Source organism: Streptomyces sp. NPDC048337, from assembly GCF_043201175.1.
Lineage (GTDB): Bacteria > Actinomycetota > Actinomycetes > Streptomycetales > Streptomycetaceae > Streptomyces.
The window spans coordinates 40650-65163 of sequence record NZ_JBICYR010000004.1; the positions used below are offsets into that span (position 1 = coordinate 40650).

Below are 24514 nucleotides of genomic sequence, written 5' to 3' on the forward strand. Positions count from 1 at the left end.
CCGATGCTCCTCACCATCGACGTGGGCAACACCCACACGGTCCTGGGCCTGTTCGACGGTGACGAGATCGTCGAGCACTGGCGCATCTCGACCGACCCGCGGCGCACGGCCGACGAGATGGCCGTGCTCATGCAGGGCCTGATGGGCATGCACCCGATGCTCGGCAACGAGCTGGGCGACGGCATCCACGGCATCGCGATCTGCTCGACGGTGCCGTCGGTGCTGCACGAGCTGCGCGAGGTCACCCGCCGCTACTACGGGGACGTCCCGGCGGTCCTCGTCGAACCCGGCATCAAGACGGGTGTCCCGATCCTCATGGACAACCCGAAGGAGGTCGGCGCGGACCGCATCATCAACGCGGTCGCGGCGGTCGAGCTCTACGGGGGCCCGGCGATCGTGGTCGACTTCGGTACGGCGACCACCTTCGACGCGGTGTCCGCGAAGGGCGAGTACGTGGGCGGGGTGATCTCCCCCGGCATCGAGATCTCGATGGAGGCCCTCGGTGTCCGCGGCGCCCAGCTCCGCAAGATCGAACTGGCCCGGCCGCGCAACGTGATCGGCAAGTCCACGGTCGAGGCGATGCAGTCGGGCGTGGTGTACGGCTTCGCGGGGCAGGTCGACGGGATCGTGACCCGGATGGCGAAGGAGCTGGCGGGCGCGAACGGCGACCCGGACGACGTCCGCGTCATCGCCACCGGCGGGCTGGCGCCCATCGTGCTCGGCGAGTCCTCGGTGATCGACGACCACGAGCCGTGGCTGACGCTGATCGGGCTGCGGCTGGTCTACGAGCGCAACGCGCCGAACTTCGACTGACGGTGCGTGGGATCCGAAGGTTCAGCTTCCACCTGATGGCTTAACTTGGCAGTCTCGACGACTGGTACAGGACGGCCCAAATGCCTCGTGATTCAGCGTACTTGAAGGTGGCGGACGCGCTTCGGGCCCGGATCCGGGCGGCGGAGTGGCCGGTCGGAACCCGGCTGCCGTCGAGAGCGCGTTTCGCCGCGGAGTACGCGGTGGGGCAGAGCATCGCGCAGCGCGCGATGGAGCTCCTGATCATCGAGGGCTGGCTGGAGGGGCGCGCGGGATCCGGGACCTACGTGCGCGTGCCGAGGCAGCGGGTGCGGATCTCCCGCTCCCGGCTGCGCCGGCTGAGCGGCCCTGGCGGCCGGAACAACGGCAACGGCACCTGGGAGGCGCACTCCAGGGCCCGCACCCCGGCGCCCGCGCACATCGCCGCGCGGCTGGCCATCGAGGTGGGCGATCCGTGCGTGGTGACGACGTACGAGTTCCTGGCGGAGGGGCGCCCGGTGGAGATCTGCGAGTCCTGGGAGCCGCTGTCCGTGACGGGCGGCACGCCGGTGATCCTGCCGGAGCGGGGCCCGCTCAAGGGGGCGGGGGTGGTCGAGCGGATGCGGTCGATCGGGGTGACGGTCGTGTCGGCGACGGAGATCCCGCGGCCGGGGCGCGCGGACCAGCCGCAGGCCAATCTGCTCGGCATCAGCGTCGGGGACCTGATCACCGAGATCGAACGGACCCACTACGCGGCGGACGGGCGGCCGGTGGAGACCGCCGACATCGTGGTGGCGGACCGGCGGGCGGAGGTCGCGTACGAGATCACCTTCGGGCGGTGAGGAAGAGCCGGCACAGCGCGGCCCACCAGGGATGGCGGGCGGGCCGCCCGTCGAGCACGGCCGTGAACTCCTCATACGCCCGCGCGGCGCGCAACACGGCAAGATCGTCCCGCCCGGGCGGGGGCGGCATCGGGGCCCCGTGCTGGGACGCCCGCCAGCTGTCGACGAGGTACTGCTCAATAGCGGTCATACCTCCACCCTGACCCCGCGGCCCGGCCCCCGCCCGCCGATTGACTGCCGCCGTCAATCGTCCGCACGCCTCAACCGCCGGCGGGGCCGGCCTTGCCTCCGGCGGCGCCTCAAACGCCGGCGGGGCTGAATTCGCCCTCCGGGCATCCAGCCGCGGCCGGGGAGCAGATCGCGCGGCGCGCACTTCCAGGCCTACGCCGGCCAAAGCCGGCCCCGCCGGCGTTTGAGGCGCAGGGGTTCGGGGGCGGAGCCCCCTGGGGGTCCCCCCGGAGGGGGGCACCTCCCAGCGGTAGCTGGGGGAGAGTCTGGGGGAGGCGCCGCACCCGGCACGTCCAGCCCGGCCGGCGGGCCAGAATGGGCCGATGAGCGTCACCATCGACATCGCCGGGCTCCCCGCGGAGCGGATCACCTTCGCGCCCTCCCCCCTCGCAGAGCTCTGCATGGCGCTGCACGCGCTCTCCCAGCCCGCCCACCACCCCCGCCTCACCTCCTGGACCACCGCCACCGCCGCCGCCCTCGACCCCTGCCTCGCGGACCGCCTCCTGGAGGCCGACTTCCTGTGGCGGAGCTCCTTCTCCGACATCTTCATGGCCTTCGCCGCCTCCCCCGGCGGCACCGGCCGCCCCGCCGGAACCCTGGCCGAGGAGCTCGACGTACTCGACCGCATGGAGGACGAGCAGTTCGTGCTCGCCGCCCTGGAGCACTGCTGGCTGGCCCTGTACGACGAGGGCGGCTGGCCCTCCCCCCTCACCGACCCCGCGGCCCGGACCAGGGCCCTGGAGACGGCCGCCGCCCGCGGCCCCCGCCAGCTTGACTTCTCCGTCCGGCTGCTGGACGACCCCGCCGCCGTCCGGGTGTGGATGCGCCGCCTCCTGGAGGACTGCGACGAGGCCTTCTTCGCCGAGACCTGGAAGCGCGTCGAGCCCGGACAGACCGCCGACGCCCGCCACAAGACCGAGGTGCTCCGCCACAAGGGGCTGGCGGCCGCGCTGAAGGAGGTCTCGTCCGCGCTCAGTGTCGACGAGGCCCTCACCACCATCACCGCCGACAAGATGGTCAACGGTTCCACGACCGCCACCGACCCCCGCACGGGCGCTGGCCTGGTCTTCGTACCGACCAACTTCGGCTGGCCCCACCTCCTCGTGCTGCACGCCCCGGGCTGGCGGCCGGTGGTCCACTACCCGCTCGGCACCCCCGAACCGGCCCCCGCGCCCGGCTCGGTGGAGCTGCTCCAGCGGCGGATGGAGGCACTGGCCCACCCCATGCGGATGATGCTGTGCCGGAGCCTGGCCCGCGCCCCGTACACGACGAGCGAGCTGGCCGCCGTGTACGGGATCACCGCGCCGGAAGTGTCACGCCATCTGGCCGTACTGAAAAAGGCCGGTCTGACGCATACGCGGCGCGAAGGCCGTTATGTCCAGCACCAGTTGGACCTGACCGCGGTCGCCCGCATCGGCTCGGACTTCATCGAGGGCATCCTCCGCTAGGCGGTACCGGAGGCCCGAAGTCGCCGATATCCGGAATTCACAAACCGGAATCAGTTAAAACTCTGGTCAGAGTGGCTCCTTGCTGCTTAACGTGCGTCCACCGCTCCTCCCTGCTCACTTTGCCGTGGAAGGACCCTGCATGCCCTCTCGCCGTATAGCCGCTGCAACCGCCGCCCTGGCGGCCGCGGCCCTCGTCTCCCCGCTGCTGCTCGCCGGGCCGGCCGGTGCCACCGGGAGCCCGCAGAGCGACGCCGCCCGAGGTGACGCGCTGGCCAGGAAACTGGTCAAGGACGCGACCGGCAAGGGTGCGTACAACCACCTGAAGGTCCTTCAGTCCATCGCGGACTACAACAAGGGCACGCGCGTGGCCGGTTCGAAGGGCCACGTGCAGTCCGCCCAGTACATCGAGGCCGTGATGAAGGCGGCCGGTTACAAGGTGACGAAGAACGAGTTCGACTTCGTGTACGTCGAGACGATCGCCGAGAAGCTCACGGTGAACGGCTCGGCCGGGCGCGACGTCCCGATCCACCTGATGACGTACACCGCCAGCACCCCGGAGAACGGCGTGACGGCCCAGATCGCCGCCGCCCCGGTCGACGCGGACGGGACGAACGGCTGCGAGACCGGCGACTTCGCCGCCGGCGCCTTCACCGGCAAGATCGCCCTGATCAAGCGCGGCGGCTGCACCTTCGCCACCAAGCAGGCCAACGCGGCTGCCGCCGGAGCCGTCGGCGCGGTCATCTACAACAACACCGCGGGCGCCCTCAACGGCACCCTGGGCGACGCGAACGCGGGCAAGGTCCCGACGGGCGGCATCACCCAGGCGGACGGCGAGAAGCTCGCCGCCGACGCGGCGGCCGGACCGGTCGAGGTCACCCTCGACATCCGGCAGTTCCGGGAGAACCGCAAGACGTACAACGTCGTCGCGGAGACCCGGGGCGGCGACGAGAACAACACCGTCTTCCTCGGCGCGCACCTCGACTCGGTGGCGGCGGGCCCGGGCATCAACGACAACGGCTCCGGCTCGGCCGGCATCCTCCAGGTCGCGCAGCGGCTCGCGAGCAGCCAGACGAAGATCAAGAACAAGGTGAAGTTCGCCTGGTGGTCGGCGGAGGAGTACGGCCTGCTCGGCTCCGAGGCGTACGTGGCCGGTCTGACCGACGCTCAGAAGAAGCAGATCAAGCTCTACCTGAACTTCGACATGATCGCCTCGCCGAACGCCGCGTACTTCGTCTACGACGGCGACGACTCGGACGGCGTCGGCGCGGGCCCCGGCCCGGAGGGCTCGGCCCAGCTGGAGAAGGGGATCACCGACTTCCTCGACTCCAAGAACATCCCGCACGCGGGCACGGACTTCTCCGGCCGCTCGGACTACGGCCCGTTCATCGAGGTCGGCATCCCGTCCGGCGGTACGTTCACGGGCGCCGAGGGCATCAAGACGCCGGAGGAGGCCGCGAAGTTCGGCGGGCAGGCGGGTGTCGCCTACGACGTGAACTACCACGCCAAGGGTGACGACATCACCAACATCGACCAGAAGGCGCTCGACATCAACGTCGACGTCATCGCGGACGCGGTCGGCCACTACGCCTACGACCTGGCCCCGCTGTCGAAGCCGGTCACCTCGAAGCCGACCCCTGGCGGGGGCAGCGGCGGCGGCCTGCACGAGGGCCACGACGAGGTCACGCAGTAACCGTTCCGGAACCGCCGGGCGGGGCCGCCCTCCAGCCCCGCCCGGCGCGGAGCCCCGATCCTTGAGCCGCACCGGCGCACTCAGGCGGGTCAAATCCAGCCCCGCCGGCGCTTGAGGCGCCGCCGGAGGCAAATCAAGCCTCGCCGGCGTTTGAGGCGCGAAGCCTGGGGCGGAGTCCCAGCAGCGGCGCGTCAGCCGACGCTCGTCGCCCCGGGCCATGCCGCCCGCAGGGCCACCGGCTGGACCAGCCATCCGAAGTCCCCGAGCCCGCCGCGGGCGGTGAGTTCCGCCGCCTCCCCCGCCGCGGCAAGGCCGCGTACGTACGCCGCCGGGTCCGTCGAGGCCAAGGCCAGCGGCGGCCGCGCTCCCGAGACACCGAGGGCGGCCAGGGCCTCGCGCTGGGTCAGGAGCACCGACCCCGGCCCCGCGCAGGAGTCCAGCGCCACGTGAGCCGTGACATCGCAGCTGCCGTCCGGCACCGGCGCCACTTCCCGCCCCGCGCGGAACCCGGTCAGCGTGCCGTACGGCGGCCGCGCCTCCCGCGTGTGCGCGTAGTCCACCGCCACCGCCAGCCCCCGCTCAAGGCTCGCCACCGCCCCCGCCCAGGCCTCGTCCCGCGCCCGGCCGATCTCCGCACGGCCGCAGCCCGGCCACCACCGCTCCAGCCACGCCCGGTCCGGCCCGTCCACAGGCCCCCCGCGGCTCTCCGTACCGTCCGGCGCGACCAGCACGTACCGCCCGTCCTCCGCGATGTCCAGCGGTACGTTGTCCAGCCACTCGTTGGCGAAAAGGAGCCCCGTCGTCCGTTCGGGTGGGGCGGCGACCCACCGGATCCGCGGATCGATCCCCTCCGGCCGCCGCGCCCGCTCCACGGCGTACGGCCGCACCCGCGCGGCCACCTCCGCCGGCAGCGCCGCGAGCACCCCGGCCAGCAGCTCCCCCCGCCCGGCCCCGACGTCGACCAGGTCCAACCCCTGCGGATGCCCCAGCTCCGTGTCCACCCACAGCAGGAGCCGGGCCACGGCCCCCGCGTACAGCCCGGAGGCATGCACCGACGTGCGGAAATGCCCGGCGGGCCCCGGCCCGCCCGGCCGCACGTAGAAGCCGCCCGGCCCGTACAGCGCGGCCTCCATCGCCCCGCTCCACCGAGCCGGAGTCACGCATTCACCCTGAGTGCTCATCACACCAAGGCTATGCTCGGCTCCACCTTGGGGAGTACACCCCCGGTGCGAGGTTGGCACCTGTGGTTGACTCCAGCATCTATCCCCCTTCCCTACTCTGGGTTACGTGCAGCGCCTCTACGACTTCCTCCGCAGACACCCGACGGGCGTCGACAGCTTCTGGGCTGTCCTGTTCTTCGGGCTGTCCATGCTGAACGTGGCGGCGCTGACCACCCACGGCTCCACCGTGCGGATCGCCATGGTCCCCGCCGTGCTCGCGCTGACCACCGCCATCGCCCTGCGCCGCAGATGGACGCAGGCGATGCTCTGGCTCACCCTGGCCGCCGGGCTCTACCAGCTGGCCCTCGGCGCCGAGGCGCAGTTCTGCGACGTGGCCATGCTCGTCGTCCTCTACACGGTCGCCGCGAGCGAGGTCCCGCGCTGGGTCTCGCGTACCGCCCTGGGGGCGGGCCTGCTGGCCTCCCCGCTCTACTTCCTGCGCTTCGGAGTCGACAAGACCGGCAACGCCGCGGAGGACGTCCTCTTCACCCTGTTCATGATGGTCCCCTTCGCCCTCGCCTGGGTGCTGGGCGATTCCCTGCGCACCCGCCGCGCCTACTACGCCCAGCTCATCGAGCGGAACCAGCGGTTGGAGAAAGAGCGCGAGGCCCAGGCCAAGGTGGCGGTGGCCGCCGAGCGCGCCCGGATCGCCCGCGAGCTGCACGACGTCGTCGCGCACAACGTCTCGGTGATGGTGGTCCAGGCGGACGGGGCGGCGTACGTCATGGACGCGGCACCCGAGCAGGCCAAGGAAGCCCTCCAGACCATCTCCGGAACGGGCCGCCAGGCCCTCGCCGAGATGCGCCGGCTGCTGGGTGTACTGCGCACCGGCGAGCCCCAGGAGTCCGAGGACTACGTACCGCAGCCGGACGTCGAGCAGATCGAGGTCCTGGTCGAGCAGGTACGGGCGGCAGGGCTCGCCGTGGACTTCGAGGTCGAGGGCGCGCCGCGGCGGCTGCCCAGCGGCGTGGAGCTGACGGCGTACCGGATCGTGCAGGAAGCGCTGACGAACACGCGCAAGCACGGCGGCCCGGACGCGAAGGCGAGCGTGCGCCTGGTCTACTTCGACGACGGGCTCGGCCTGCTGGTCGAGGACGACGGGCGGGGCGCGGCGCACGAACTGTACGAGGACGGCGGCGCCGACGGCGCCGGGCACGGGCTGATCGGCATGCGCGAGCGGATCGGCATGGTCGGCGGAACCCTGGACACCGGGCCCCGGCCGGGCGGAGGCTTCCGGATCAGCGCACTGCTTCCGTTGAAGAAAAGTTGACGAGGACGAGGTCGAGGTAACGGATGTCCATCCGAGTGATGCTGGTCGACGATCAGGTGCTGCTGCGCACCGGCTTCCGGATGGTGCTCGCCGCCCAGCCGGACATGGAGGTCGTCGCCGAGGCCGGCGACGGCCTGGAGGCGCTGGAGGTGCTGCGGGCCACCAAGGTGGACGTGGTGCTGATGGACGTGCGCATGCCGAGGCTGGACGGGGTCGAGGCCACGCGGCGGATCTGTGAGCCGCAGGAGCACCCGAAGGTCATCATCCTGACCACCTTCGACCTGGACGAGTACGCCTTCTCCGGGCTGAAGGCGGGCGCGAGCGGTTTCATGCTGAAGGACGTTCCGCCGGCCGAGCTGCTCGCGGCGATTCGTTCGGTGCACAGCGGCGACGCGGTGGTGGCCCCCTCCACGACGCGGCGGCTGCTGGACCGTTTCGCCCCGATGCTGCCGACGACCGCGCAGGAGCCCGAGAACAAGGAGATCGAGCGGCTCACGGACCGCGAGCGCGAGGTCATGCTGCTGGTGGCCCAGGGCCTGTCGAACGGGGAGATCGCGGCCCGGCTGGTCCTCTCGGAGGCCACGGTGAAGACGCACGTGGGCCGCATCCTGACGAAGCTGAGCCTGCGGGACCGGGTGCAGGTGGTGGTGCTGGCGTACGAGACGGGGCTGGTGCGGGCCGGGGGCGGCGGGGCCGCGTAGCGCCTGCGGCGGGGCGGGCGTCGAACACCCGCCCCGCCGGCGGATTCAGAAGCGCCGGACGACTTCGCAGCCCCCGGAGACCGTGTCGACGGGGTCGGCCAACAGGATGTCGAAGGCGCCAGGGCCGCAATCGATCGTGTCGAATCTGCCGTTGCGGCTGATGATGGTGTCGTTGCCTCCGCGCCCACCGATGGTGGGGAGGATGTGGACGACGTTCGATCCGTCGGGGTCCGTGATCCGGTCCGGGCCTTCGCCCCCGAAGAGCTCGTCGTCGCCGAACCCGCCGTCGATGTCGGTGCGGATCGAGGTCTCGTTGCTGACGAAGTCGTCCCCGTCACCCAGGACGGCCCGGATCCGGGTCACGGCCGAGGCCGCACCGCAAGTGACAACGTGGGGGTTGGACTGCGTACAGCCAGGGCCGGCGAGGATCGTGCTCGTCGCGTCGCCGACGAACAAGTTGCCGCCGCCGTCCTCGGCGAAGGTGACGGTGTTCTCTTCGCCGGGCAGGGCGAAGAAGCGGACCTCACCGCTGGACACGGTGACGAATGCGGGGTCCGCGGATGCGGGGCCGGCGAACACCAGCGTCAGCGCGAGCGCACCCATGGCGGGGGCGGCCATACGAGCGGTGCGGTGGAAACGTGAACAGTTGCGGTTCATCAGTGCTGTCCTTGGGTTGCCGTGCGCGGATCTGGTCGAGGACCCGTCGCCCGTTCGCTACCCGGGGTGACCAATACGACCTGACGTTCATCGCACGGTTACCTCATGTGCCGTGCCCAACCCCTCGTCCGGCCCTGCGCAGCGCTACGTCATCCAGCGGTCCGGCCGGGCCGAGGCCCGCGAGGTGCGGGAGCGGGCCGCCTGGGCGTGCAGCAGCGCGGCGGCCCCGGCCGACGGCCGCAGCCGGGCCGTGACCGTGCCGTTCGCGCCGGTGTCCACGTGGACGTCGGCCACGCCGCGGGCCCGCTCCCACGGGCCCTGGGTGAGGCGGACGCTCTGCACCTTGGCGTGCGGGACGATCTCCGTACGGCGGCACAGGCGGCCGTGCCGGGCGGCGAACACCTCCGGGGAGACGGCGAGCCCGTACCCCTTCCACCACACCGGGACCACCCACCGCGAGGCGGCCGCCGGGGAGCCGGAGAAGGACAGCGCCGCCAGGTCCACGCCCGGCAGGACCCGGGCGATCACGGCGTACGCGGCGGCCCGCGGGGCCACCGGGACCAGCACCTCGTTCTTCGAGCCCGCCACGGCCAGCTCCACGCGGACCCAGCCGCGGCGCCGCCACAGCAGCGGCTCCACGATCCGTACGGTCTGCACGCGCCCCGGCGGCACGGTCTCGTGGGCCCGGTCCAGCAGTCCGTGGTCCAGGCGCAGCCCGTCCGGGGACTCGGCGACGGTCCAGTCGTACTCGGCGAGGAAGCGGCCCGCGCTGGCCGCCCGTACCGCGCCGAGCATCGGGAGCAGGGTGACGAGGGCCGCCCACGGGCTGGAGCTGACCCACCAGGCGACCACCGGCGCGGCGATCCCGCAGGCCAGTGCCGCCAGGACGCCGAGGCTCAGAAGCAGGGAGACGGCGAGGTCGCGCGGCGGGACGCGGAGCAGTTCCCGCTCGGGGGCCTCGCCGAGGCGCACCGCCTCGGCGGGGGCGAAGCCGGCGGCCCGGGCGAGCAGCTCGGCGCGCAGGGCCACGGCCTCCTTCTCGGAGAGGAAGGACAGCTCGTCCTTCTCCTCGGTGCCGATGACGTCGAGCCGCAGGCTGGCGACCCCGGTCAGGCGGGCCAGCAGCGGGCGGGTGACGTCGACCGCCTGGATCCGGTCGAGGCGGATGTGCGCGGTCCGCCGGAAGAAGAGGCCGCTGCGGATGCGGAGCTCGGTGTCGGTGACGGCGTAGTGGGTGAACCACCAGCTCAGGAACCCGTACAGCCCGAAGACCAGCACCAGCCCCGCGAGCGCGGTCACCCGCAGCAGGGCGGACAGGTCGGCGATCCACTCCCCGGCCCGGTCCCCCTGCTGCGCGACGACCCCGACGGTCGCGGCAATCGGCACCCAGGCCCGCCGCAGGGGCGTGAAGGGATGCAACCGCCGCTCGCCGGCCACTGCGCCCGCGGCGGGCTCGGCGCGGTCCGGGCCCATCCCCGCGGCGGGCACACCGACGGAGCCCGCGGACCCGGATCCGACGTCCCCACCCACGGACGGCGTCCCGGCAGAGCCCACCGGCCCGGCGCCCGCGAGGAGCCCGTCCGGGTCCGCCCCCGCCCCACCGGCCCCACGCGCGTGCGCCCCCGGGGCGTCACCCGGCCGACCGGAGGTCACGGAGGCGGGCGTCACCGCATCGCGGCCCCCCGGACCAGAGGTCACCGGCTCAGGAGCCCCCGCGTCCCCGCCCACCGGGCCGGAGGTCACGACGTCGGGGGTCGTCCCGTCACCGCCGACCGGACCGGAGGTCACAGGCCCGCCGACCTTGCCTCGCCCAGCGCGGTGAGGCGGTCGCGCAGGCGTTCCGCCTCGGCCGGTGCCAGGCCCGGGATCTTGGCGTCCGTCGCCGCGGCCGCCGTGTGCAGCTGCACGGAGGCCAGCCCGAAGCGCCGCTCCAGGGGGCCCGAGGTCACCTCGACCAGCTGCATCCGCCCGTACGGGACCACCGTCTCCTCCCGCCACAGCACACCCCGGCTGATCAGCAGGTCATCGGCGCGCTCCGCGTACCGCCAGGACCGCCAGTTCCGGCCCAGCAGCACCCACCCCCAGGCCAGGACGACGAGCCAGACCGCCCCGCAGGCCGCCCACGCCGGGCCCGCGAACAGGCCCAGCACGACCCCGGTCACCACCGCGAAAAGGCCCAGCCAGCCCACCAGCAGCAGCCGCCGCAGGCTCAGCAGCCCGCCCGGCAGACCCACCCAAACGGGCCCGCCCGTCTCTCCCGCCGTCCCCGTATCCATCCCTCCACCCTAGGGCTGAGACAATGCCCGCATGACGGAGACCACGGTCGGCATCGGCGGCGCGGCGGAGAGCACCGACATGGTGCTCAACATCGGCCCCCAGCACCCTTCCACGCACGGCGTGCTGCGCCTGCGCCTCGTCCTGGACGGCGAGCGCATCGCGAGCGCCGAGCCGGTCGTCGGCTACATGCACCGCGGCGCCGAGAAACTCTTCGAGGCCCGCGACTACCGCCAGATCGTGATGCTCGCGAACCGCCACGACTGGCTGTCCGCCTTCTCCAACGAGCTCGGCGTGGTCATGGCCGTCGAGCGGATGCTCGGCATGGAGGTCCCCGAGCGAGCCGTCTGGATGCGGACCCTGCTGGCCGAGCTGAACCGGGTGCTGAACCACCTGATGTTCCTCGGCTCGTATCCGCTCGAACTGGGCGGAATCACTCCGATCTTCCACGCGTTCCGCGAGCGCGAGGAGCTCCAGGCCGTCATGGAGGAGATCTCCGGCGGCCGCATGCACTACATGTTCAACCGAGTCGGCGGCCTCAAGGAGGACCTGCCGGCCGGCTGGCTCGGCCGCGCCCGCGCCGCCATCGCCGACGTCAACACCCGCATGGACGTCTACGACAAGCTCGTCCGCGGCAACGAGATCTTCCGCGGCCGCACCCGCGGCGTCGGCATCCTGTCCCCGGAGGCCGTGCACGCGTACGGGGTCTCCGGCCCGATCGCCCGCGCCTCCGGCGTCGACTTCGACCTGCGCCGCGACGAGCCCTACCTGGCCTACGGCGAGCTCCAGGACGTCCTCAAGGTGGTCACCCGCACCGAGGGCGACTGCCTGGCCCGCTTCGAGGTCCTGCTGGAGCAGACCCACAACGCGCTCGACCTCGCCGTGGCCTGCCTGGACCGCCTGGCCGAGCTCCCGCCGGGCCCCGTCAACCAGCGCCTGCCCAAGGTCCTGAAGGCCCCCGAGGGACACACGTACGCCTGGACCGAGAACCCCCTCGGCATCAACGGCTACTACCTCGTCTCCAAGGGAGAGAAGACCCCGTACCGGCTGAAGCTGCGCAGCGCCTCGTACAACAACATCCAGGCGCTCGCCGTGCTCCTGCCGGGACAGCTGGTCGCGGACATGGTGGCGATCCTCGGCTCGCTGTTCTTCGTCGTCGGCGACATCGACAAATAACCGAACAGGGGCATCCGGCTCGTAGGGTGGGCCGATGACCACTGGCATATTCGCCGACTATCTGCGACGGCTCGGCATCACCGGACCCCACACCCCGTCCGCCGAGGGGCTCTTCGCCCTGCAGCGCGCCCACCTGGAGCGCGTCCCGTACGAGAACATCGACATCCAGCTGGGCCGCCCGCCCGGCATCGACCCCGAGCTGTCCGCCCGCCGCTTCGGCGCCGGGCGGGGCGGCTACTGCTTCCACCTCAACGGCGGCTTCGCCGCGCTCCTCGAATGGCTCGGCTACGACGTCACCCGGCACGTCGGCGGGGTGTACGAGGAGGCCGACGTGCGGGAGGTCAACGGCAACCACCTCGCGCTGTCCGTACGCGTCGACGGCGAGGCCTACTTCGTCGACGCCGGACTCGGCGACGGCCCGTACGAGCCGCTCCCGCTGCGCGAGGGCAGCTACGAGCAGGGCGGGTTCCGCTACCGCCTGGAGCGGCTCGAAGGCCCCGAGCAGGGCTGGACCTTCCACAACGTCGGCGGCCCGTTCCCCGTCATGAACTTCCGCTCCGCCCCTGCGACGATGGCCGACTTCGCCGACGAGCACCTGCGGCTGTCGACCGCGGAGGACTCCCCCTTCATACGGACCCTGGCGCTGCTGCGCCGCGACGCGACGGGCATCGACCTGCTGCGGGGGCGGGTGCTGAGCCGCATCGACGCGGAGAAGGGCCCCGTCGAGCGGGAACTGGGCGGCCCCGAGGAGTTCTTCGACGCGCTGGAGGGGGTCTTCGGGCGGAAGCTCGACGATCTGACCCCGGCGGAGCGGACCGAGCTGTGGGACCGGGTGGAGCGGGCCCACGAGGCGTGGCTGGCCTCACAGCAGGCCTGATGTCGGTGCGGCAGGGCAGACTTGGGGCATGTCCCACTCCCCCCGCCGCGCCTGCCCCGCCTGCGGCCGCGACTGCGCCGTCACCGCCGGCCGGATCGCCCGGCACGATCCGCCGGCCGGTCGCGGTCGCGGCGACCTGGTGTCCTGCCCCGGCTCGCGGGCCCGGGTGATCCTCGGGGCGTCGGCGCCGACGCTGGACGGCTTCGTACTCGGCCCGCATCCCGGGCAGTTGCCGCTCTTCTGAGGACGTCCCGCCGTCAGTGCCGTCGAGTACGTTCTGTCCGTCCGGCCCGGCAGGCGGGCCGGACGGACAGGAGAACTCGTCGCCGTGAGCATCCAGATGCACCTGCGCGCCGTCGCGCGATCCGAGATCCGGGACGACCACACCTGGCTCGCGGCGTTCATGTGGGAGGCCTGGGAGAACCACCCCGCCGAGTACGCGGCGGGCATCGCCGACTCGATCGACAAGGTCTGGAGCCGCGTCAACGACCTCTATGCCGCTGCCGGTGTCCACCCGGTGGATGCCGACGGGCCCTGGACCCTGCCGATCTACGGCGGACGTCCCGTGGCACACGGCACCGATGCCGACACCTCCGCCCCGCCCCTGATGCTTCTGGAGCCGCCCGGGGTGTCACAGGCCTCGCGCTTCCTCGCGAGCGTCTCCTTCGACGAGCTGTGGAGCGTCGCCGGCGGCAAGCTCGGCGGCTACGGCCAGGATGAGGCGGAGGTCAGGCAGGAATTCCTCCACCATCACACCGACCTGCACGGGTTCTACGGGCGAGCGGCCGCGGCGGGCCACGCCGTGGTCAAGGCGGTGTGGGCCTAGCCGGCCACGGGGGCCTTGCCGCCCAGCAGCTCGATCAGGCGCGTGGTGCCGTCCGCCCCGTAGCCCGCCTCGACGCCGCGCCGGTACAGATCGAGGTGCGCGGCCAGGATCCCGGTGTCCACACCGGAGTCGGCGGCGGTGTGCAGGACGTGCTCCACGCTCGCCGCGCACATGGCGAGGCGGGCGGCGGCGCCGTCGTGGTCGCCCGCGTCGACGGCCGGTGCCGAGTGGGTGTAGAAGCCGCGCATGGTGTCGGCCGTGTAGCCCGCGTATGGGAGGAAGTCCGCCGCCGTCAGGCCGTTGGCGCGGGCGACGGCGAGCGCCTGGTACCAGCCGGTGTAGGCGGTCCAGAACATGATCATGTTGAGCTGGTAGTAGAGCTGGGCGTGGCCGGGGTCGGCGCCCCGGTAGTCGGTGGCGGCGAGCACGTCGAGCGCGGGGCGGTACTCCTCGTAGACCTCCTGCGGGCCGCTAATGAAGATGGAGGATCCCTCCTGGCCGATGCCGGTGGGCGGGACGTTGACCCCGCCGGTGAGGTAGGCGGCCCCGCGCGACCCGGCCCACCGCGCGGCCCCGCGGGCCTTGTCGGGGACGTCCGAGGACAGGTTGACCAGGACCCGGCCGTCGAGGGCGGTGTCGCCGAGGGCGGTGTACATGGCGTCCACGTCGATGAGGCTGAGGACGGTCAGGTCGCTCGCGGCGACGGCCTCGGCGATGGAGGCGGCGCGATGGGCACCGCGTGCGACGAGGTCGGTGTCCTTGCCGGCGCTGCGGTTCCAGACGGTGACCGGGTGGCCGGCGTCGAGGTAGGCGGCGGCCATGGCCCGGCCCATGGGTCCGAGGCCGACGATGGTGATCGAAACCTGGTTCATGACGGAGTTCTCCCCACGACGAAGGTCTAGAACGAACGCTCTATCCAGCGCTCGGGGCGACCGTAGCATGATCTAGAACGAACGCTCTATCCAGAATCGCGGGTAGGATCACGCCATGGCGACAGCAGCAGCGACGGCAACGACGGCACCGGGAACGCGCGACCGGCTGGTCCGTACCGCCTCCCGGCTCATGCAGCACGGCGGCTACGAGAACACCCCGGTCAAGCAGCTCGTCCGCGAGGCCGAGGCCACCCTGGGCTCGCTGTACCACTTCTTCCCGGGCGGCAAGCAGGAGCTCGCGGTGGCCGCGATCCACTTCGGCGACGAGGAGTTCGCGGAAGCCCTCCGCGCCGGCCTGTCCACGCACACCGACCCGGCGCGGGCCATCGAGGCCGTGGCCGCGCTCCTCGCCGACCATCTCGCGGCCTCGGACTGGCGGGACGGCTGCCCGGTGACGGCGACCGCCCTCGAAACGGTGGGCCGCCTCCCGGACATCCAGGCCGCCTGCGCCCGGGCCTTCGCCAACTGGCAACAGCTGGTGGCCGCCAAGCTCCTCGCCTCGGGCCACCCGGAGCCGGAGGCCCGCGACCTGGCGGTGACGGTCATCTCCACCCTGGAGGGCGCCGAGATGACCTCACAGGTCACCCAGAGCCGCACCCCGCTCCTGCTGGCGGGACAACACCTGGCCCGCCTCGTGGCCTCGTACGCGCGTTAGGGAACGCGCCTACGAGATCGCGGTGCGCAGCCGGGCCACGTCGATCGGCTCGGTCTCGTCATGGGCCGTCAGGTCGATGACCTGGCCCACCTCGCGCATCTCGGGGGTGGGCGGCTTGGTCTGCGCGGACTCCGCCTTGTGGACCGCGAGGGCCTCGGCGCCGACCACGTCGGCCAGGTCCTCGTTCTGGACCGCCTCGATCACCGCGCGGGCCTGCGCCGCGCTCTTGGTGCCGAAGAAGTCGAAGCCGCCCTCGACACGGGACGCGCTCCGCCGCGGCGCCGCGTACGGGGCCACCGCCGCCGCCGGCCGCCGGGCCGGGACCGCGACGGCCGCACGCCCGTGACCGCCTTCGCCACCGGAGGGCGCCGTCGGGGCCGCGGGAGCGGCGGGTAGCGCCCGCGCCTCCTTCTGCCCCTCAAGCTGCCCCTGAACCCGCGCCTCGGCCCGGGCCTTGCGGGCCGCCAGCGCGCCCAGAGCCGCATGGGCCCGGGCGTAGCCGACCGCGGTGGGCGCGCCCGCCGCGGTGCGCTCCTCCGTGACCGGCGGCAGCTCCTTCGGCGCGGCCGGGGCCGCGGCGGCCTCGATGGCCAGCAGCCGGCGGCCTTCCAGCGCGCTGGCGCGCTCGGTCTCGGCGGTCGCGTACCGCCGCAGCAGCGCCGCGTGTTCGCCCCGCAGCCCGGCCAGTTCGACCCGCTTGGCGCGCAGCTTGGCGTCCAGCTTGGCGCGCAGCATCCGCGCCTCTTCGAGATCGGACTCGAGCTCGGCTATCCGCTCTTCCGTCTTCCACTCGTCCTTGACCCGCTCGCGCGCGAGCTCCGCGACGCGGCGGCCCGCCGAGCGGTCCCAGGCCCGCATCACGACGGCACCGGCGACCCCGGCACCCGCCGTGAGGGTGACGAGCAGCCGTAGCACGATGCCGTCGTCGGGGCCCGCGAGGAGCCAGGCCGCGCCGGCACTGACAACGGACACACCGGCCACGCTCGTCGGCGTGAGCAGCCGGTGCAGAGGTTCGGGATTGCGGTGGCGTCCACGGGGCATGGCCTGAAATTTACAGGGCGTGGACGCCATGTGGGGTACCCGCCCGGCAAATCTCTGCCGAGCAGTTACCCCACATTTCTCCATCAACCGCGTAACTGCTACTTCTTCAACAGGCCCTTGGATTCCAGGTAGGCCTTCGCGACGTCCGCCGGCTTGGCGCGCTCCGCGTCCACCTTCCGGTTCAGGTCGACCAGGTCGGCCGTCGTGAGCACCTTCGTGAGCTTGTCGAGGGCCTCCGCGACCTCCGGGGCGCCCGCGTCCTTGGCGTTGACCACGGGCAGCACGTTGTCGGCGTTCTGGAGCTTCTTGTCGTCCTCCAGCAGGACCAGGCCGAAGCCGTCCAGGGTGGCGTCCGTGGTCGTGGTCAGCACCAGCTGGTCCGCGCCGTCCTTGACCGCCTGCTTGGACTGCGGGGTGCCGACGCCCTTCGGGTCAATACCGGAAACCTGGATTCCGTACGTCTTCGTCAACCCGGGTGCGCAGAAGGGGCGGACGGCGCATTCGTCGCCCGCCGCGATCTTCACCTTCAGGCCCGACTTTCCAAGATCGGAAAGGGTCTTGAGATTGTTCTTCTGGGCGAATTCCCTGTTCACCGCGAAGGCGTTCTGGTCGACGGCCGCGCCCGCCGGCAGCGCCTTGAGGCCGAGCGGGGCCGCGAGCTTCTCCAGGCCGGCCACCGTCGCCGCGACATCGCTCGACGCGACCGGCTTCTCCTCCGGTGCCTTCGGGCCGTTCACCTTGGCGTTGAGGAACTCCGCGAGCGTGGCCGCGTACTCCGGGACGACGTCGATCTCGCCCTTCTCCAGCGAGGGCTCGTACAGCTCGCGGTTGTTGACCGTCTTGATCGACGTGCTGTAGCCGGCGTCCTTGAGGAGCTGCGCGTACAGCTCGGCCAGCACGTTGGACTCGGTGAACCCGGCCGCGCCGATCACCAGGCTGCCCTTGGCGCCGCCCGAGGCCGGGGCGCCCGAGGAGGACGAGCCGCCGTCCTTGCTCTTCTCCAGGCTGTCGCCGCCGCACGCGGCCAGCGACACCGTCAGGGCCAGGGCGCCCAGGGACGCGCCGAGGACGCGCGTGGTCTTGGTCATGGAGGTTCTCCGTTCGAGGCGAGGAAAATCGGGACGAGCGGGACAAGAGGTCGGCGTGGGTCAGCGGTGGGTCGCGGCCCGCGGCAGCAGCCGGTCCGCCGCCACCAGGACGCCCTCCACGAGCAGGGCCAGCGCCGCCACCAGCAGGGCGCCCGCGACGACCTGCGCGGTGTTGTACGTGTTGAAGCCGGCGGTGATGATCCGGCCGAGGCCGCCCTGGCCGACCATCGCCGCGATCGTGGCCGTGGCGATGACCTGCACCGCGCCCGAGCGCAGGCCCGTCATCACCAGCCCCCGCGCGAGCGGCAGTTCGACCCGGAAGAAGAGCTGCCCGCCGGACATGCCCATGCCCCGGGCGGCCTCCACCACCGAGCGGTCCACCTCGCGCATGCCCACGTACGCGTTGGTCAGCAGGGGCGGGATCGCGAACAGCACCAGCGCGGCGATGGTCGGCAGATAGCCCGCGTTGCGCAGCGGGGAGACCATGAACAGCGCCAGCACCGCGAAGACCGGCACGGCGCGGCCGATGTTGGAGATGTTGACGGCGAGGGCGCCGCCCCTGCCGAGGTGGCCGAGGAACAGGCCGACGGGCAGGGCGACCGCGCAGGCGATCGCGAGGGCGATCCCGCTGACGTACACGTGCTCGCCCAGCCGGTGCCAGACACCGCTCTCCCCCGACCAGTTGGCCCCGTTCGCCAGCCAGTCCCAGGCATCCCCCGCCACGCCCATCACGTCAGGGCCTCCTTGACGGCGGGCCGACGGCCGGCACCGGCCCGGGTCCACGGGGTCAGCAGCCGCTGCACGCCGAGCAGCAGCAGGTCGGCCACGAGCGCGAGCAGTACGCACAGCACCGAGGCGGTGAGCACCTGGGCCTTGAAGGAGCTGTTCACCGCCGGGGCGATGAGATTGCCGAGGCCGCCCTTGCCGACGATGGAGCCGACGGTGGTCAGCGCGACGGTCGACACCGTCGCGATCCGGACCCCGGCGAGCAGCGCGGGCAGCGCCAGCGGCAGTTCGACCTGCCAGAGCAGCCGGCCGGGGCCGTAGCCCATGCCGCGCGCGGCCTCCCGCACCTCCTCGGGGACGGCTTCCAGGCCGGCGATCACATTGCGGACCAGGATGGTCAGCGAATAGAGCACCAGGCCGGTCACCACCAGCGCCGCCGAGAGCCCGAACAGCGGAAGCAGCAGGGAGAACATGGCGAGCGAGGGGATCGTGTAGAGCAGGGTGGTGAAGGCGAGCACGGGCGCCGCCCAGCGCCGGCCGCGGCGGGCCAGCAGGGCGAGCGGCACGGACACGGCGAGACCGATGAGGACGGACACGCCCGTGATCCAGACGTGTTCGATGGTGGCGTCGGTGAGCTCCTGGGAGCGCGAGGAGACGTACTCCCAGCAGATCCAGTCATTCGCCACCAGGCAGCCCTGCCCGGCCATCCTCCTCACCCCCCGTCACCGAACGCACGTGTCAACGACACCTCAAGGCGACCATAACCCCAGGCACCGACAATGCCCGGAACCCTTCACAGTCGTGCAACACACATCTGACAAAGTCTTCGCCGAATCGGGCGCATCGGTAGGGAAGGATGGAGATGTGATCCGATTCGAGCATGTGACCAAGCGCTACCCCGACGGGACGACGGCCGTCGAGGACCTGTCCTTCGAGGTGGCGGAGGGTGAGCTGGTCACGCTCGTGGGCCCCTCGGGCTGCGGCAAGACGACCACGATGAAGATGGTCAACCGGCTCATCGAGCCGACCTCCGGCCGCATCCTGCTCGCCGGCGAGGACATCGCGGAGGCCGACCCGGTCGAGCTGCGCCGCCGGATCGGCTACGTCATCCAGCAGGTCGGGCTCTTCCCCCACAAAACGGTGCTGGAGAACACGGCGACCGTGCCGCAGCTGCTCGGCACCCCGAAGGCCAAGGCCCGCGCACGGGCGGCCGAGCTGCTCGAACTGGTGGGCCTGGACCCGGCCGTGTACGGGGGCCGCTACCCGGAGCAGCTGTCGGGCGGGCAGCGCCAGCGCGTCGGCGTGGCCCGCGCGCTCGCCGCCGATCCGCCGGTGCTGCTGATGGACGAGCCGTTCGGCGCGGTGGACCCGGTGGTGCGCGAACGCCTCCAGAACGAGTTCCTGACCCTGCAGAAGACGGTGCGCAAGACGATCCTGCTGGTCACGCACGACCTGGAGGAGGCGATCCGGCTCGGCGACCGCATCGCCGTCTACGGGGCGGGCACCATCGAGCAGTTCGCCGGCCCCGCGACGGTCCTCGGCGCGCCGGCCACGGACTACGTGGCCTCCTTCGTCGGCGCCGACCGGGGCCTCAAGCGGCTCGCGGTCACCCCCGTGGAGGCGGCCGACCTCGCGGCGGCGGACCGCACGTCGCCCGCCCCGGCGACGGCGGTGGAGCTGGGGGCGACGCTGCGCGAGGCCCTCGCGGCCCTGCTGCAGGAGGACTCGGGCCGGATCGGCGTCACGGACCCGGACTCCGGCGAGCTGATCGGCGTACTGACCCCGGAGGGCGTCCACCGGGCGCTGCGCCGGGCCCAGTTGCAGGAGGTGTAGGCGTAGCGGAAAAGGCGGAAGGGCCCGACCGGGGTCGGGCCCTTCCGCACGCGCACCCGGCCGTCAGGCCTGGATGCGGCCGCTCATCCACACCAGCATCGGCGGGATCTCGCGGCGCCACGTGTTGAAGTTGTGGCCGCCGCTGTCGAGGATGATCGAGGAGACCCGGTCCGGGCCCTTGACCAGCTTGATGAACTTCTTGGTGTCGCCGAGGTTCGGCTCGCCCTTCTCGCTGCTGGTGACGAGGAAGGACGTACCGGTCGGCTTCTTGTTCTCCATGCTGTGCAGGACGTCCGCGCGCTTCTTCAGCTTGTCGTCGCCGTGGAACAGGTCACCGGTCGTCGGGTCGTCCGGGGCCTCGTAGTACGCGGACAGACCCGCGGCGGCGCCGAAGGTCTGCGGGTAGTGCGCGGCGATCTTCAGGGCGCAGTAGCCGCCCGTGGAGTTGCCGATGAAGCCCATGTTCTGCGGCTTCTTGCCGACCCGGAAGGTGTCCTGGATGGCCTGCGGCAGGTCCTGGCCGAAGAAGGTCTCGGTCTGCGGTCCGCCGGGTATATCCACGCACTCGGTGTCACGCGGGGGCGCCACGGTCGGGCGCAGCATGACCAGGATCATCGGCTTCATCTTGCCCGCCTTGGACAGGCTGAAGGCCTTCATGGGGTAGTCGAGCCCTTTGATCAGGTTCTCGGCCGTGCCCGGGTACCCCGTCAGTACGATGGACGCCGGAAAGTTCTGGTCCTTGTGCTGTGGCTGGAAGTACTCCGGGGGGAGCCACACGTAGCCGGGACTCGTTATCTTCGACTTCTGCCCGGTTATGGCAACCTTCAGGATCTGACCGCCGACCTGCGGCTTCGCGCCGCCGGGGACGTCCAGCTTCTGCTTGTCGACGATCTTGATGTCCTTGCTGCTCATCGAGTGGTCGACGACCTTGCCCATGGACGTCTCCTGGCCGAACAGGTCGGCCCAGGAACCGTAGAAGAGGAACGACTTGTTGGCTGCGAGACCAACGGCGGAGAACAGCGCCAGCTGGGTCGCCAGCAGGAGGCCGATCCGGCCGGTCACCGCCCGCCAGGTGCGGCCGGAGAGCTTCGGCCAGAACCAGATCGTTGCCGCGAAGAGCAGCACACCGGCGACGATGGCCAGCGCCAGGACCGTATTACTGGTGAGACCCATGAGCAGTCAGTCGACTTTCTGATGGCAGGACTGGATTTTTTCCGACGGAAGAGTGAACCCGCTCCTCCTCGATGTCGTCCTAAGGGACGCACCACACACCGGAGGCTGTCGCGGCCTTCCGGCCACATGATCTCTCGCGGAGCAACGGGAAGCGATGTCTAGCAGGATAGATGGCGATAAGTCGGGACAGGTTCCGAGCGGAGTCCGCCGAATCCTCCGCGGCCCACGGCCGGAGTCGGTGCCCGGCCTGGTAGGTACGGCCGTCACGATCGTCGGCCTCCTGGACATCGCGGCCGGGGTCTTCCCCCGGTTCCGGCACAGCCGGATCCACGCGGTCACCGAAGTACTGCCCGGCTCCGTCGGGCCCTTCGCCGCCGCCCTCGCCATCAGCTCGGGCGTCCTGCTCCTGCTGCTGGCGCACGGCCTCAAGCGGCACAAGCGGCGCGCCTGGCGGGCCGCCGTCCTGCTGCTGCCCGCGGGAGCCGTCGCGCAGTTCGCGTACCGGCACTCCGTCATCGGCGTCATCATCGCGGCGGTCCTGTTCGCCCTGCTGCTGCGCCACCAGGGTGAATTCAAGGCGCTGCCCGACCCGCGCAGCCGCTGGAAGGCGCTCGCGAACTTCGTCCTGATGAGCGCCGGCTCCATCAGCCTGGGCCTGGTCATCGTCAACGTCCACCCCGGCAAGGTCGTCGGCAACCCGAGCCTGTACCAGCAGATCCAACACGTGGTCTACGGCCTCTTCGGCTTCGAGGGCCCCGTCGACTACGCCGGCCGGGTGTCCTGGACCGTCGGCTACTCCCTCGGCGCGCTCGGCATGCTGACCGCCCTCACCACGATCTACCTGGCCTTCCGCCCCGAGCACCCCGCCGCCCGGCTCACCGCCGACGACGAGGCCAAGCTGCGCGAGCTCCTCGCCAAGCACGGCGGCCGCGACTCGCTGGGCCACTTCGCGCTCCGCCGCGACAAGGCCGTCGTCTTCTCCCCCAGCGGCAAGGCCGCCGTCACCTACCGCGTCGTCTCCGGCGTGATGCTCGCCTCCGGCGACCCCGTCGGCGACGTCGAGGCCTGGCCCGGCGCCATCGAGCGGTTCATGGAGGAGGCCAAGGCCCACTCCTGGACCCCGGCCGTCATGGGCTGCAGCGAGACCGGCGGCGAGGTCTGGACCCGCGAGACCGGCCTCGACGCGCTGGAGCTGGGTGACGAGGCGATTGTCGATGTCAAAGACTTCTCCCTCTCGGGCCGAGCCATGCGCAACGTCCGCCAGATGGTGAAGCGCATCGAGCGCAACGGCTACACCACCAAGGTCCGCCGCGTCAGCGAACTCACCGAGGAGGAGCTGGAGCAGGTGCGCGGCGCCGCCGAGGCCTGGCGCGGCACCGACACCGAGCGCGGCTTCTCCATGGCCCTCGGCCGCGTCGGCGACCCCGGCGACGGCGACTGCATCATCGCCACCGCCCACCGCGTCGAGGAGGGCGACACCAGCCCCTTCGGCGACCTCAAGGCCATCCAGCACTTCGTCCCGTGGGGCTCCGACGGCATGTCGCTGGAGCTCATGCGCCGCGACCGCGGCGCCGACCCGGGCATGAACGAGCTCCTGATCGTCGCCTCCCTCGAAGCGGCCCCCGCCCTGAAGATCGAGAAGGTCTCCCTCAACTTCGCGATGTTCCGCTCGGCCCTCGCCCGCGGCGAGAAGATCGGCGCGGGACCGGTGCTGCGGATGTGGCGCAACCTGCTGGTCTTCCTGTCCCGCTGGTTCCAGATCGAGTCGCTGTACAAGTTCAACGCGAAGTTCCGCCCCCGCTGGGAGCCCCGCTTCGTCGTCTTCCGCACCACCCGCGACCTGCCCCGCATCGGCTTCGCCGCCATGCAGGCCGAGGGCTTCGTGACGCTGGCGCTGCCGCGCCTGTTCGCCAGCCGCCGCCGCCCCAAGCCGGTCCGCGACTGCGCCCACACCTCGGCCAAGATCCCGGCCCAGGCCGAACGCGAGGTCCAGGCGGCCTGACCGCTGACCGCCCCGGCACCCCAGCCTCGCCGGCGTTCGAGGCGCGGGGTCCGGGGCGCGGGGTCCGGGGCGGAGCCCCCTGGGGGTCCCCCCGGACGGAGTCTGGGGGAGCCGCCGCACCCGCCCACCAGAACCGCAACCGCCCGGCCAGGGCAAGGGCTCTACCCTGAACCCATGAACAGCAACCGCCGGCCGGCCCCCCGGGGCCAGGTAACAGGTCTGCCCGAGTGGGACCGCTGCGCGGTCATGGGCGTCGTCAACGTCACACCCGACTCCTTCTCCGACGGCGGCCGCTGGTTCGACACCACCGCCGCCGTCAAACGCGGCCTCGACCTCGTCGCCCGGGGCGCCGACCTCGTCGACGTCGGCGGCGAGTCCACCCGCCCCGGCGCCCCCCGCGTCGACGCCGACGAAGAGCTGCGCCGCGTCGTCCCCGTCGTCCGGGGCCTGGCCTCCGAAGGCGTCACCGTCTCCGTCGACACCATGCGCGCGACCGTCGCAGCCCAAGCCGTCGCGGCCGGCGCCGTCCTCGTCAACGACGTCAGCGGCGGACTCGCCGACCCCGGCATGATCCCGGCCGTCGCGGCCGCCGAGGTCCCCTTCGTGGTCATGCACTGGCGCGGCTTCAGCGACACCATGAACCGCCTCGCCGTCTACGAGGACGTCCTCGCCGAGGTCACCGCCGAGCTCCGCACCCGCATCGACGCGGTCGTCTCCGGCGGCATCGCCCCCGAGCGGCTCGTCGTCGACCCCGGCCTCGGCTTCGCCAAGAACGCCGAGCACGACCTGGCCCTCGTGGCCCACCTGCCCGAACTGCGCGCGCTCGGCTTCCCGCTCCTGGTCGCCGCGTCGCGGAAGCGTTTCCTCGGCCGGGTCCTGGCCGGCGCCGACGCCGCCCCGCCGCCCGCCCGCGAACGCGACGCCGCCACCGCCGCCGTCTCCGCCATCGCCGCCCACCAGGGCGCCTGGGCCGTACGGGTCCACGAGGTACGGGCCACCGCCGACGCGGTTCGGGTGGCCCGCGCCGTGGAAGGAGCGCTGTGACCCCCAGGGCCACTGGGGACCG

The 24514-nt window shown here is 72.0% G+C and carries 25 protein-coding genes; 14 read left to right on the forward strand and 11 right to left on the reverse strand.

Translation table 11 applies throughout. The features are described 5' to 3' along the window. The first annotated feature begins 3 nt into the window (after positions 1 to 3). Both ACGFYU_RS08165 and ACGFYU_RS08170 read left to right on the forward strand, forming a co-directional pair. Positions 4 to 813, forward strand: coding sequence for a type III pantothenate kinase (locus ACGFYU_RS08165; protein ID WP_382637889.1), 810 nt, complete (start codon positions 4 to 6; stop codon positions 811 to 813). A gap of 80 nt (positions 814 to 893) precedes the next feature. Then, complete coding sequence (locus tag ACGFYU_RS08170; RefSeq protein WP_393826458.1) at positions 894 to 1631, forward strand: GntR family transcriptional regulator; 738 nt, start codon at positions 894 to 896, stop codon at positions 1629 to 1631. Here ACGFYU_RS08170 and ACGFYU_RS08175 read toward each other — a convergent pair. Next, positions 1615 to 1821, reverse strand: coding sequence for a hypothetical protein (locus tag ACGFYU_RS08175; protein WP_393826459.1), 207 nt, complete (start codon positions 1819 to 1821; stop codon positions 1615 to 1617). The genes ACGFYU_RS08170 and ACGFYU_RS08175 overlap by 17 nt on opposite strands. Positions 1822 to 2182: 361 nt before the next feature. Here ACGFYU_RS08175 and ACGFYU_RS08180 point away from each other — a divergent pair, with 361 nt between their 5' ends. Together ACGFYU_RS08180 and ACGFYU_RS08185 are read left to right on the forward strand one after the other, a co-directional pair. Further along, entirely contained in the window at positions 2183 to 3307 is a 1125-nt protein-coding gene (locus ACGFYU_RS08180) for a DUF5937 family protein (protein WP_393826460.1), read from the forward strand. A 139-nt stretch (positions 3308 to 3446) separates the two neighbouring features. Continuing rightward, on the forward strand, positions 3447 to 4997 hold the full coding sequence (locus tag ACGFYU_RS08185; protein WP_393826461.1) for a M28 family metallopeptidase: 1551 nt from the start codon (positions 3447 to 3449) through the stop codon (positions 4995 to 4997). Positions 4998 to 5188: 191 nt separating this feature from the next. Here ACGFYU_RS08185 and ACGFYU_RS08190 read toward each other — a convergent pair whose 3' ends face one another. After that, entirely contained in the window at positions 5189 to 6178 is a 990-nt protein-coding gene (locus tag ACGFYU_RS08190; RefSeq protein ID WP_393826462.1) for an SAM-dependent methyltransferase, read from the reverse strand. A 106-nt stretch (positions 6179 to 6284) separates the two neighbouring features. Between ACGFYU_RS08190 and ACGFYU_RS08195 the strand changes: the two genes are divergently transcribed. Further along, positions 6285 to 7487 (forward strand): sensor histidine kinase, encoded by a 1203-nt coding sequence (locus ACGFYU_RS08195; RefSeq protein WP_393826463.1) that lies wholly within the window; start codon positions 6285 to 6287, stop codon positions 7485 to 7487. Positions 7488 to 7510: 23 nt separating this feature from the next. Continuing rightward, positions 7511 to 8188 (forward strand): response regulator, encoded by a 678-nt coding sequence (locus ACGFYU_RS08200; protein ID WP_393826464.1) that lies wholly within the window; start codon positions 7511 to 7513, stop codon positions 8186 to 8188. A gap of 45 nt (positions 8189 to 8233) precedes the next feature. Here ACGFYU_RS08200 and ACGFYU_RS08205 read toward each other — a convergent pair whose 3' ends face one another. The 3 genes from ACGFYU_RS08205 to ACGFYU_RS08215 form a co-directional block, all read right to left on the reverse strand. Next, positions 8234 to 8845: a hypothetical protein gene (locus tag ACGFYU_RS08205; protein ID WP_393826465.1), complete on the reverse strand. Its 612-nt coding sequence runs from the start codon at positions 8843 to 8845 to the stop codon at positions 8234 to 8236. A 144-nt stretch (positions 8846 to 8989) separates the two neighbouring features. Beyond that, on the reverse strand, positions 8990 to 10318 hold the full coding sequence (locus ACGFYU_RS08210) for a PH domain-containing protein (RefSeq protein WP_393826779.1): 1329 nt from the start codon (positions 10316 to 10318) through the stop codon (positions 8990 to 8992). A gap of 311 nt (positions 10319 to 10629) precedes the next feature. Beyond that, complete coding sequence (locus ACGFYU_RS08215) at positions 10630 to 11121, reverse strand: PH domain-containing protein (protein ID WP_393826466.1); 492 nt, start codon at positions 11119 to 11121, stop codon at positions 10630 to 10632. A gap of 31 nt (positions 11122 to 11152) precedes the next feature. On the opposite strand from ACGFYU_RS08215, the gene ACGFYU_RS08220 reads away from it, so the two are divergent. The 4 genes from ACGFYU_RS08220 to ACGFYU_RS08235 all read left to right on the forward strand — a co-directional run bounded on the left by ACGFYU_RS08220 (position 11153) and on the right by ACGFYU_RS08235 (position 13998). Then, positions 11153 to 12295: an NADH-quinone oxidoreductase subunit D gene (locus ACGFYU_RS08220; RefSeq protein WP_393826467.1), complete on the forward strand. Its 1143-nt coding sequence runs from the start codon at positions 11153 to 11155 to the stop codon at positions 12293 to 12295. A gap of 34 nt (positions 12296 to 12329) precedes the next feature. Continuing rightward, complete coding sequence (locus ACGFYU_RS08225; RefSeq protein WP_393826468.1) at positions 12330 to 13172, forward strand: arylamine N-acetyltransferase; 843 nt, start codon at positions 12330 to 12332, stop codon at positions 13170 to 13172. Positions 13173 to 13200: 28 nt separating this feature from the next. Next, complete coding sequence (locus tag ACGFYU_RS08230) at positions 13201 to 13416, forward strand: hypothetical protein (RefSeq protein ID WP_393826469.1); 216 nt, start codon at positions 13201 to 13203, stop codon at positions 13414 to 13416. Between the two features lie 84 nt (positions 13417 to 13500). Then, on the forward strand, positions 13501 to 13998 hold the full coding sequence (locus ACGFYU_RS08235) for a DUF1877 family protein (RefSeq protein WP_393826470.1): 498 nt from the start codon (positions 13501 to 13503) through the stop codon (positions 13996 to 13998). Here ACGFYU_RS08235 and ACGFYU_RS08240 read toward each other — a convergent pair. Next, positions 13995 to 14870, reverse strand: coding sequence for an NAD(P)-dependent oxidoreductase (locus ACGFYU_RS08240; RefSeq protein ID WP_393826471.1), 876 nt, complete (start codon positions 14868 to 14870; stop codon positions 13995 to 13997). The genes ACGFYU_RS08235 and ACGFYU_RS08240 overlap by 4 nt on opposite strands. A gap of 115 nt (positions 14871 to 14985) precedes the next feature. On the opposite strand from ACGFYU_RS08240, the gene ACGFYU_RS08245 reads away from it, so the two are divergent. Continuing rightward, on the forward strand, positions 14986 to 15585 hold the full coding sequence (locus ACGFYU_RS08245) for a TetR/AcrR family transcriptional regulator (RefSeq protein WP_393826472.1): 600 nt from the start codon (positions 14986 to 14988) through the stop codon (positions 15583 to 15585). Positions 15586 to 15594: 9 nt separating this feature from the next. Here ACGFYU_RS08245 and ACGFYU_RS08250 read toward each other — a convergent pair whose 3' ends face one another. From ACGFYU_RS08250 to ACGFYU_RS08265, 4 genes are all read right to left on the reverse strand, one after another. Then, a complete protein-coding gene (locus tag ACGFYU_RS08250) occupies positions 15595 to 16626 on the reverse strand; it encodes a hypothetical protein (RefSeq protein WP_393826473.1) in 1032 nt (343 codons plus the stop codon). Positions 16627 to 16724: 98 nt separating this feature from the next. Then, positions 16725 to 17714 (reverse strand): ABC transporter substrate-binding protein, encoded by a 990-nt coding sequence (locus ACGFYU_RS08255; protein ID WP_393826474.1) that lies wholly within the window; start codon positions 17712 to 17714, stop codon positions 16725 to 16727. 60 nt (positions 17715 to 17774) lie between these two features. Then, positions 17775 to 18443 (reverse strand): ABC transporter permease, encoded by a 669-nt coding sequence (locus tag ACGFYU_RS08260; protein ID WP_393826780.1) that lies wholly within the window; start codon positions 18441 to 18443, stop codon positions 17775 to 17777. Continuing rightward, on the reverse strand, positions 18443 to 19147 hold the full coding sequence (locus ACGFYU_RS08265) for an ABC transporter permease (RefSeq protein ID WP_393826475.1): 705 nt from the start codon (positions 19145 to 19147) through the stop codon (positions 18443 to 18445). Before ACGFYU_RS08265 ends, ACGFYU_RS08260 begins: the two co-directional genes overlap by 1 nt. A 157-nt stretch (positions 19148 to 19304) precedes the next feature. On the opposite strand from ACGFYU_RS08265, the gene ACGFYU_RS08270 reads away from it, so the two are divergent. Continuing rightward, positions 19305 to 20273 carry an ABC transporter ATP-binding protein gene (locus tag ACGFYU_RS08270; RefSeq protein WP_393826476.1) on the forward strand — a complete coding sequence of 323 codons (969 nt, stop codon included), beginning with the start codon at positions 19305 to 19307 and terminating at the stop codon, positions 20271 to 20273. A 63-nt stretch (positions 20274 to 20336) separates the two neighbouring features. Here ACGFYU_RS08270 and ACGFYU_RS08275 read toward each other — a convergent pair whose 3' ends face one another. Beyond that, entirely contained in the window at positions 20337 to 21446 is a 1110-nt protein-coding gene (locus ACGFYU_RS08275; protein WP_393826477.1) for an alpha/beta hydrolase-fold protein, read from the reverse strand. A gap of 154 nt (positions 21447 to 21600) precedes the next feature. On the opposite strand from ACGFYU_RS08275, the gene ACGFYU_RS08280 reads away from it, so the two are divergent. Together ACGFYU_RS08280 and folP are read left to right on the forward strand one after the other, a co-directional pair. Then, positions 21601 to 23448: a phosphatidylglycerol lysyltransferase domain-containing protein gene (locus ACGFYU_RS08280; RefSeq protein WP_393826478.1), complete on the forward strand. Its 1848-nt coding sequence runs from the start codon at positions 21601 to 21603 to the stop codon at positions 23446 to 23448. A 174-nt stretch (positions 23449 to 23622) separates the two neighbouring features. Beyond that, positions 23623 to 24492 (forward strand): dihydropteroate synthase, encoded by an 870-nt coding sequence (gene folP, locus ACGFYU_RS08285; protein WP_393826479.1) that lies wholly within the window; start codon positions 23623 to 23625, stop codon positions 24490 to 24492. Positions 24493 to 24514 lie beyond the last annotated feature (22 nt).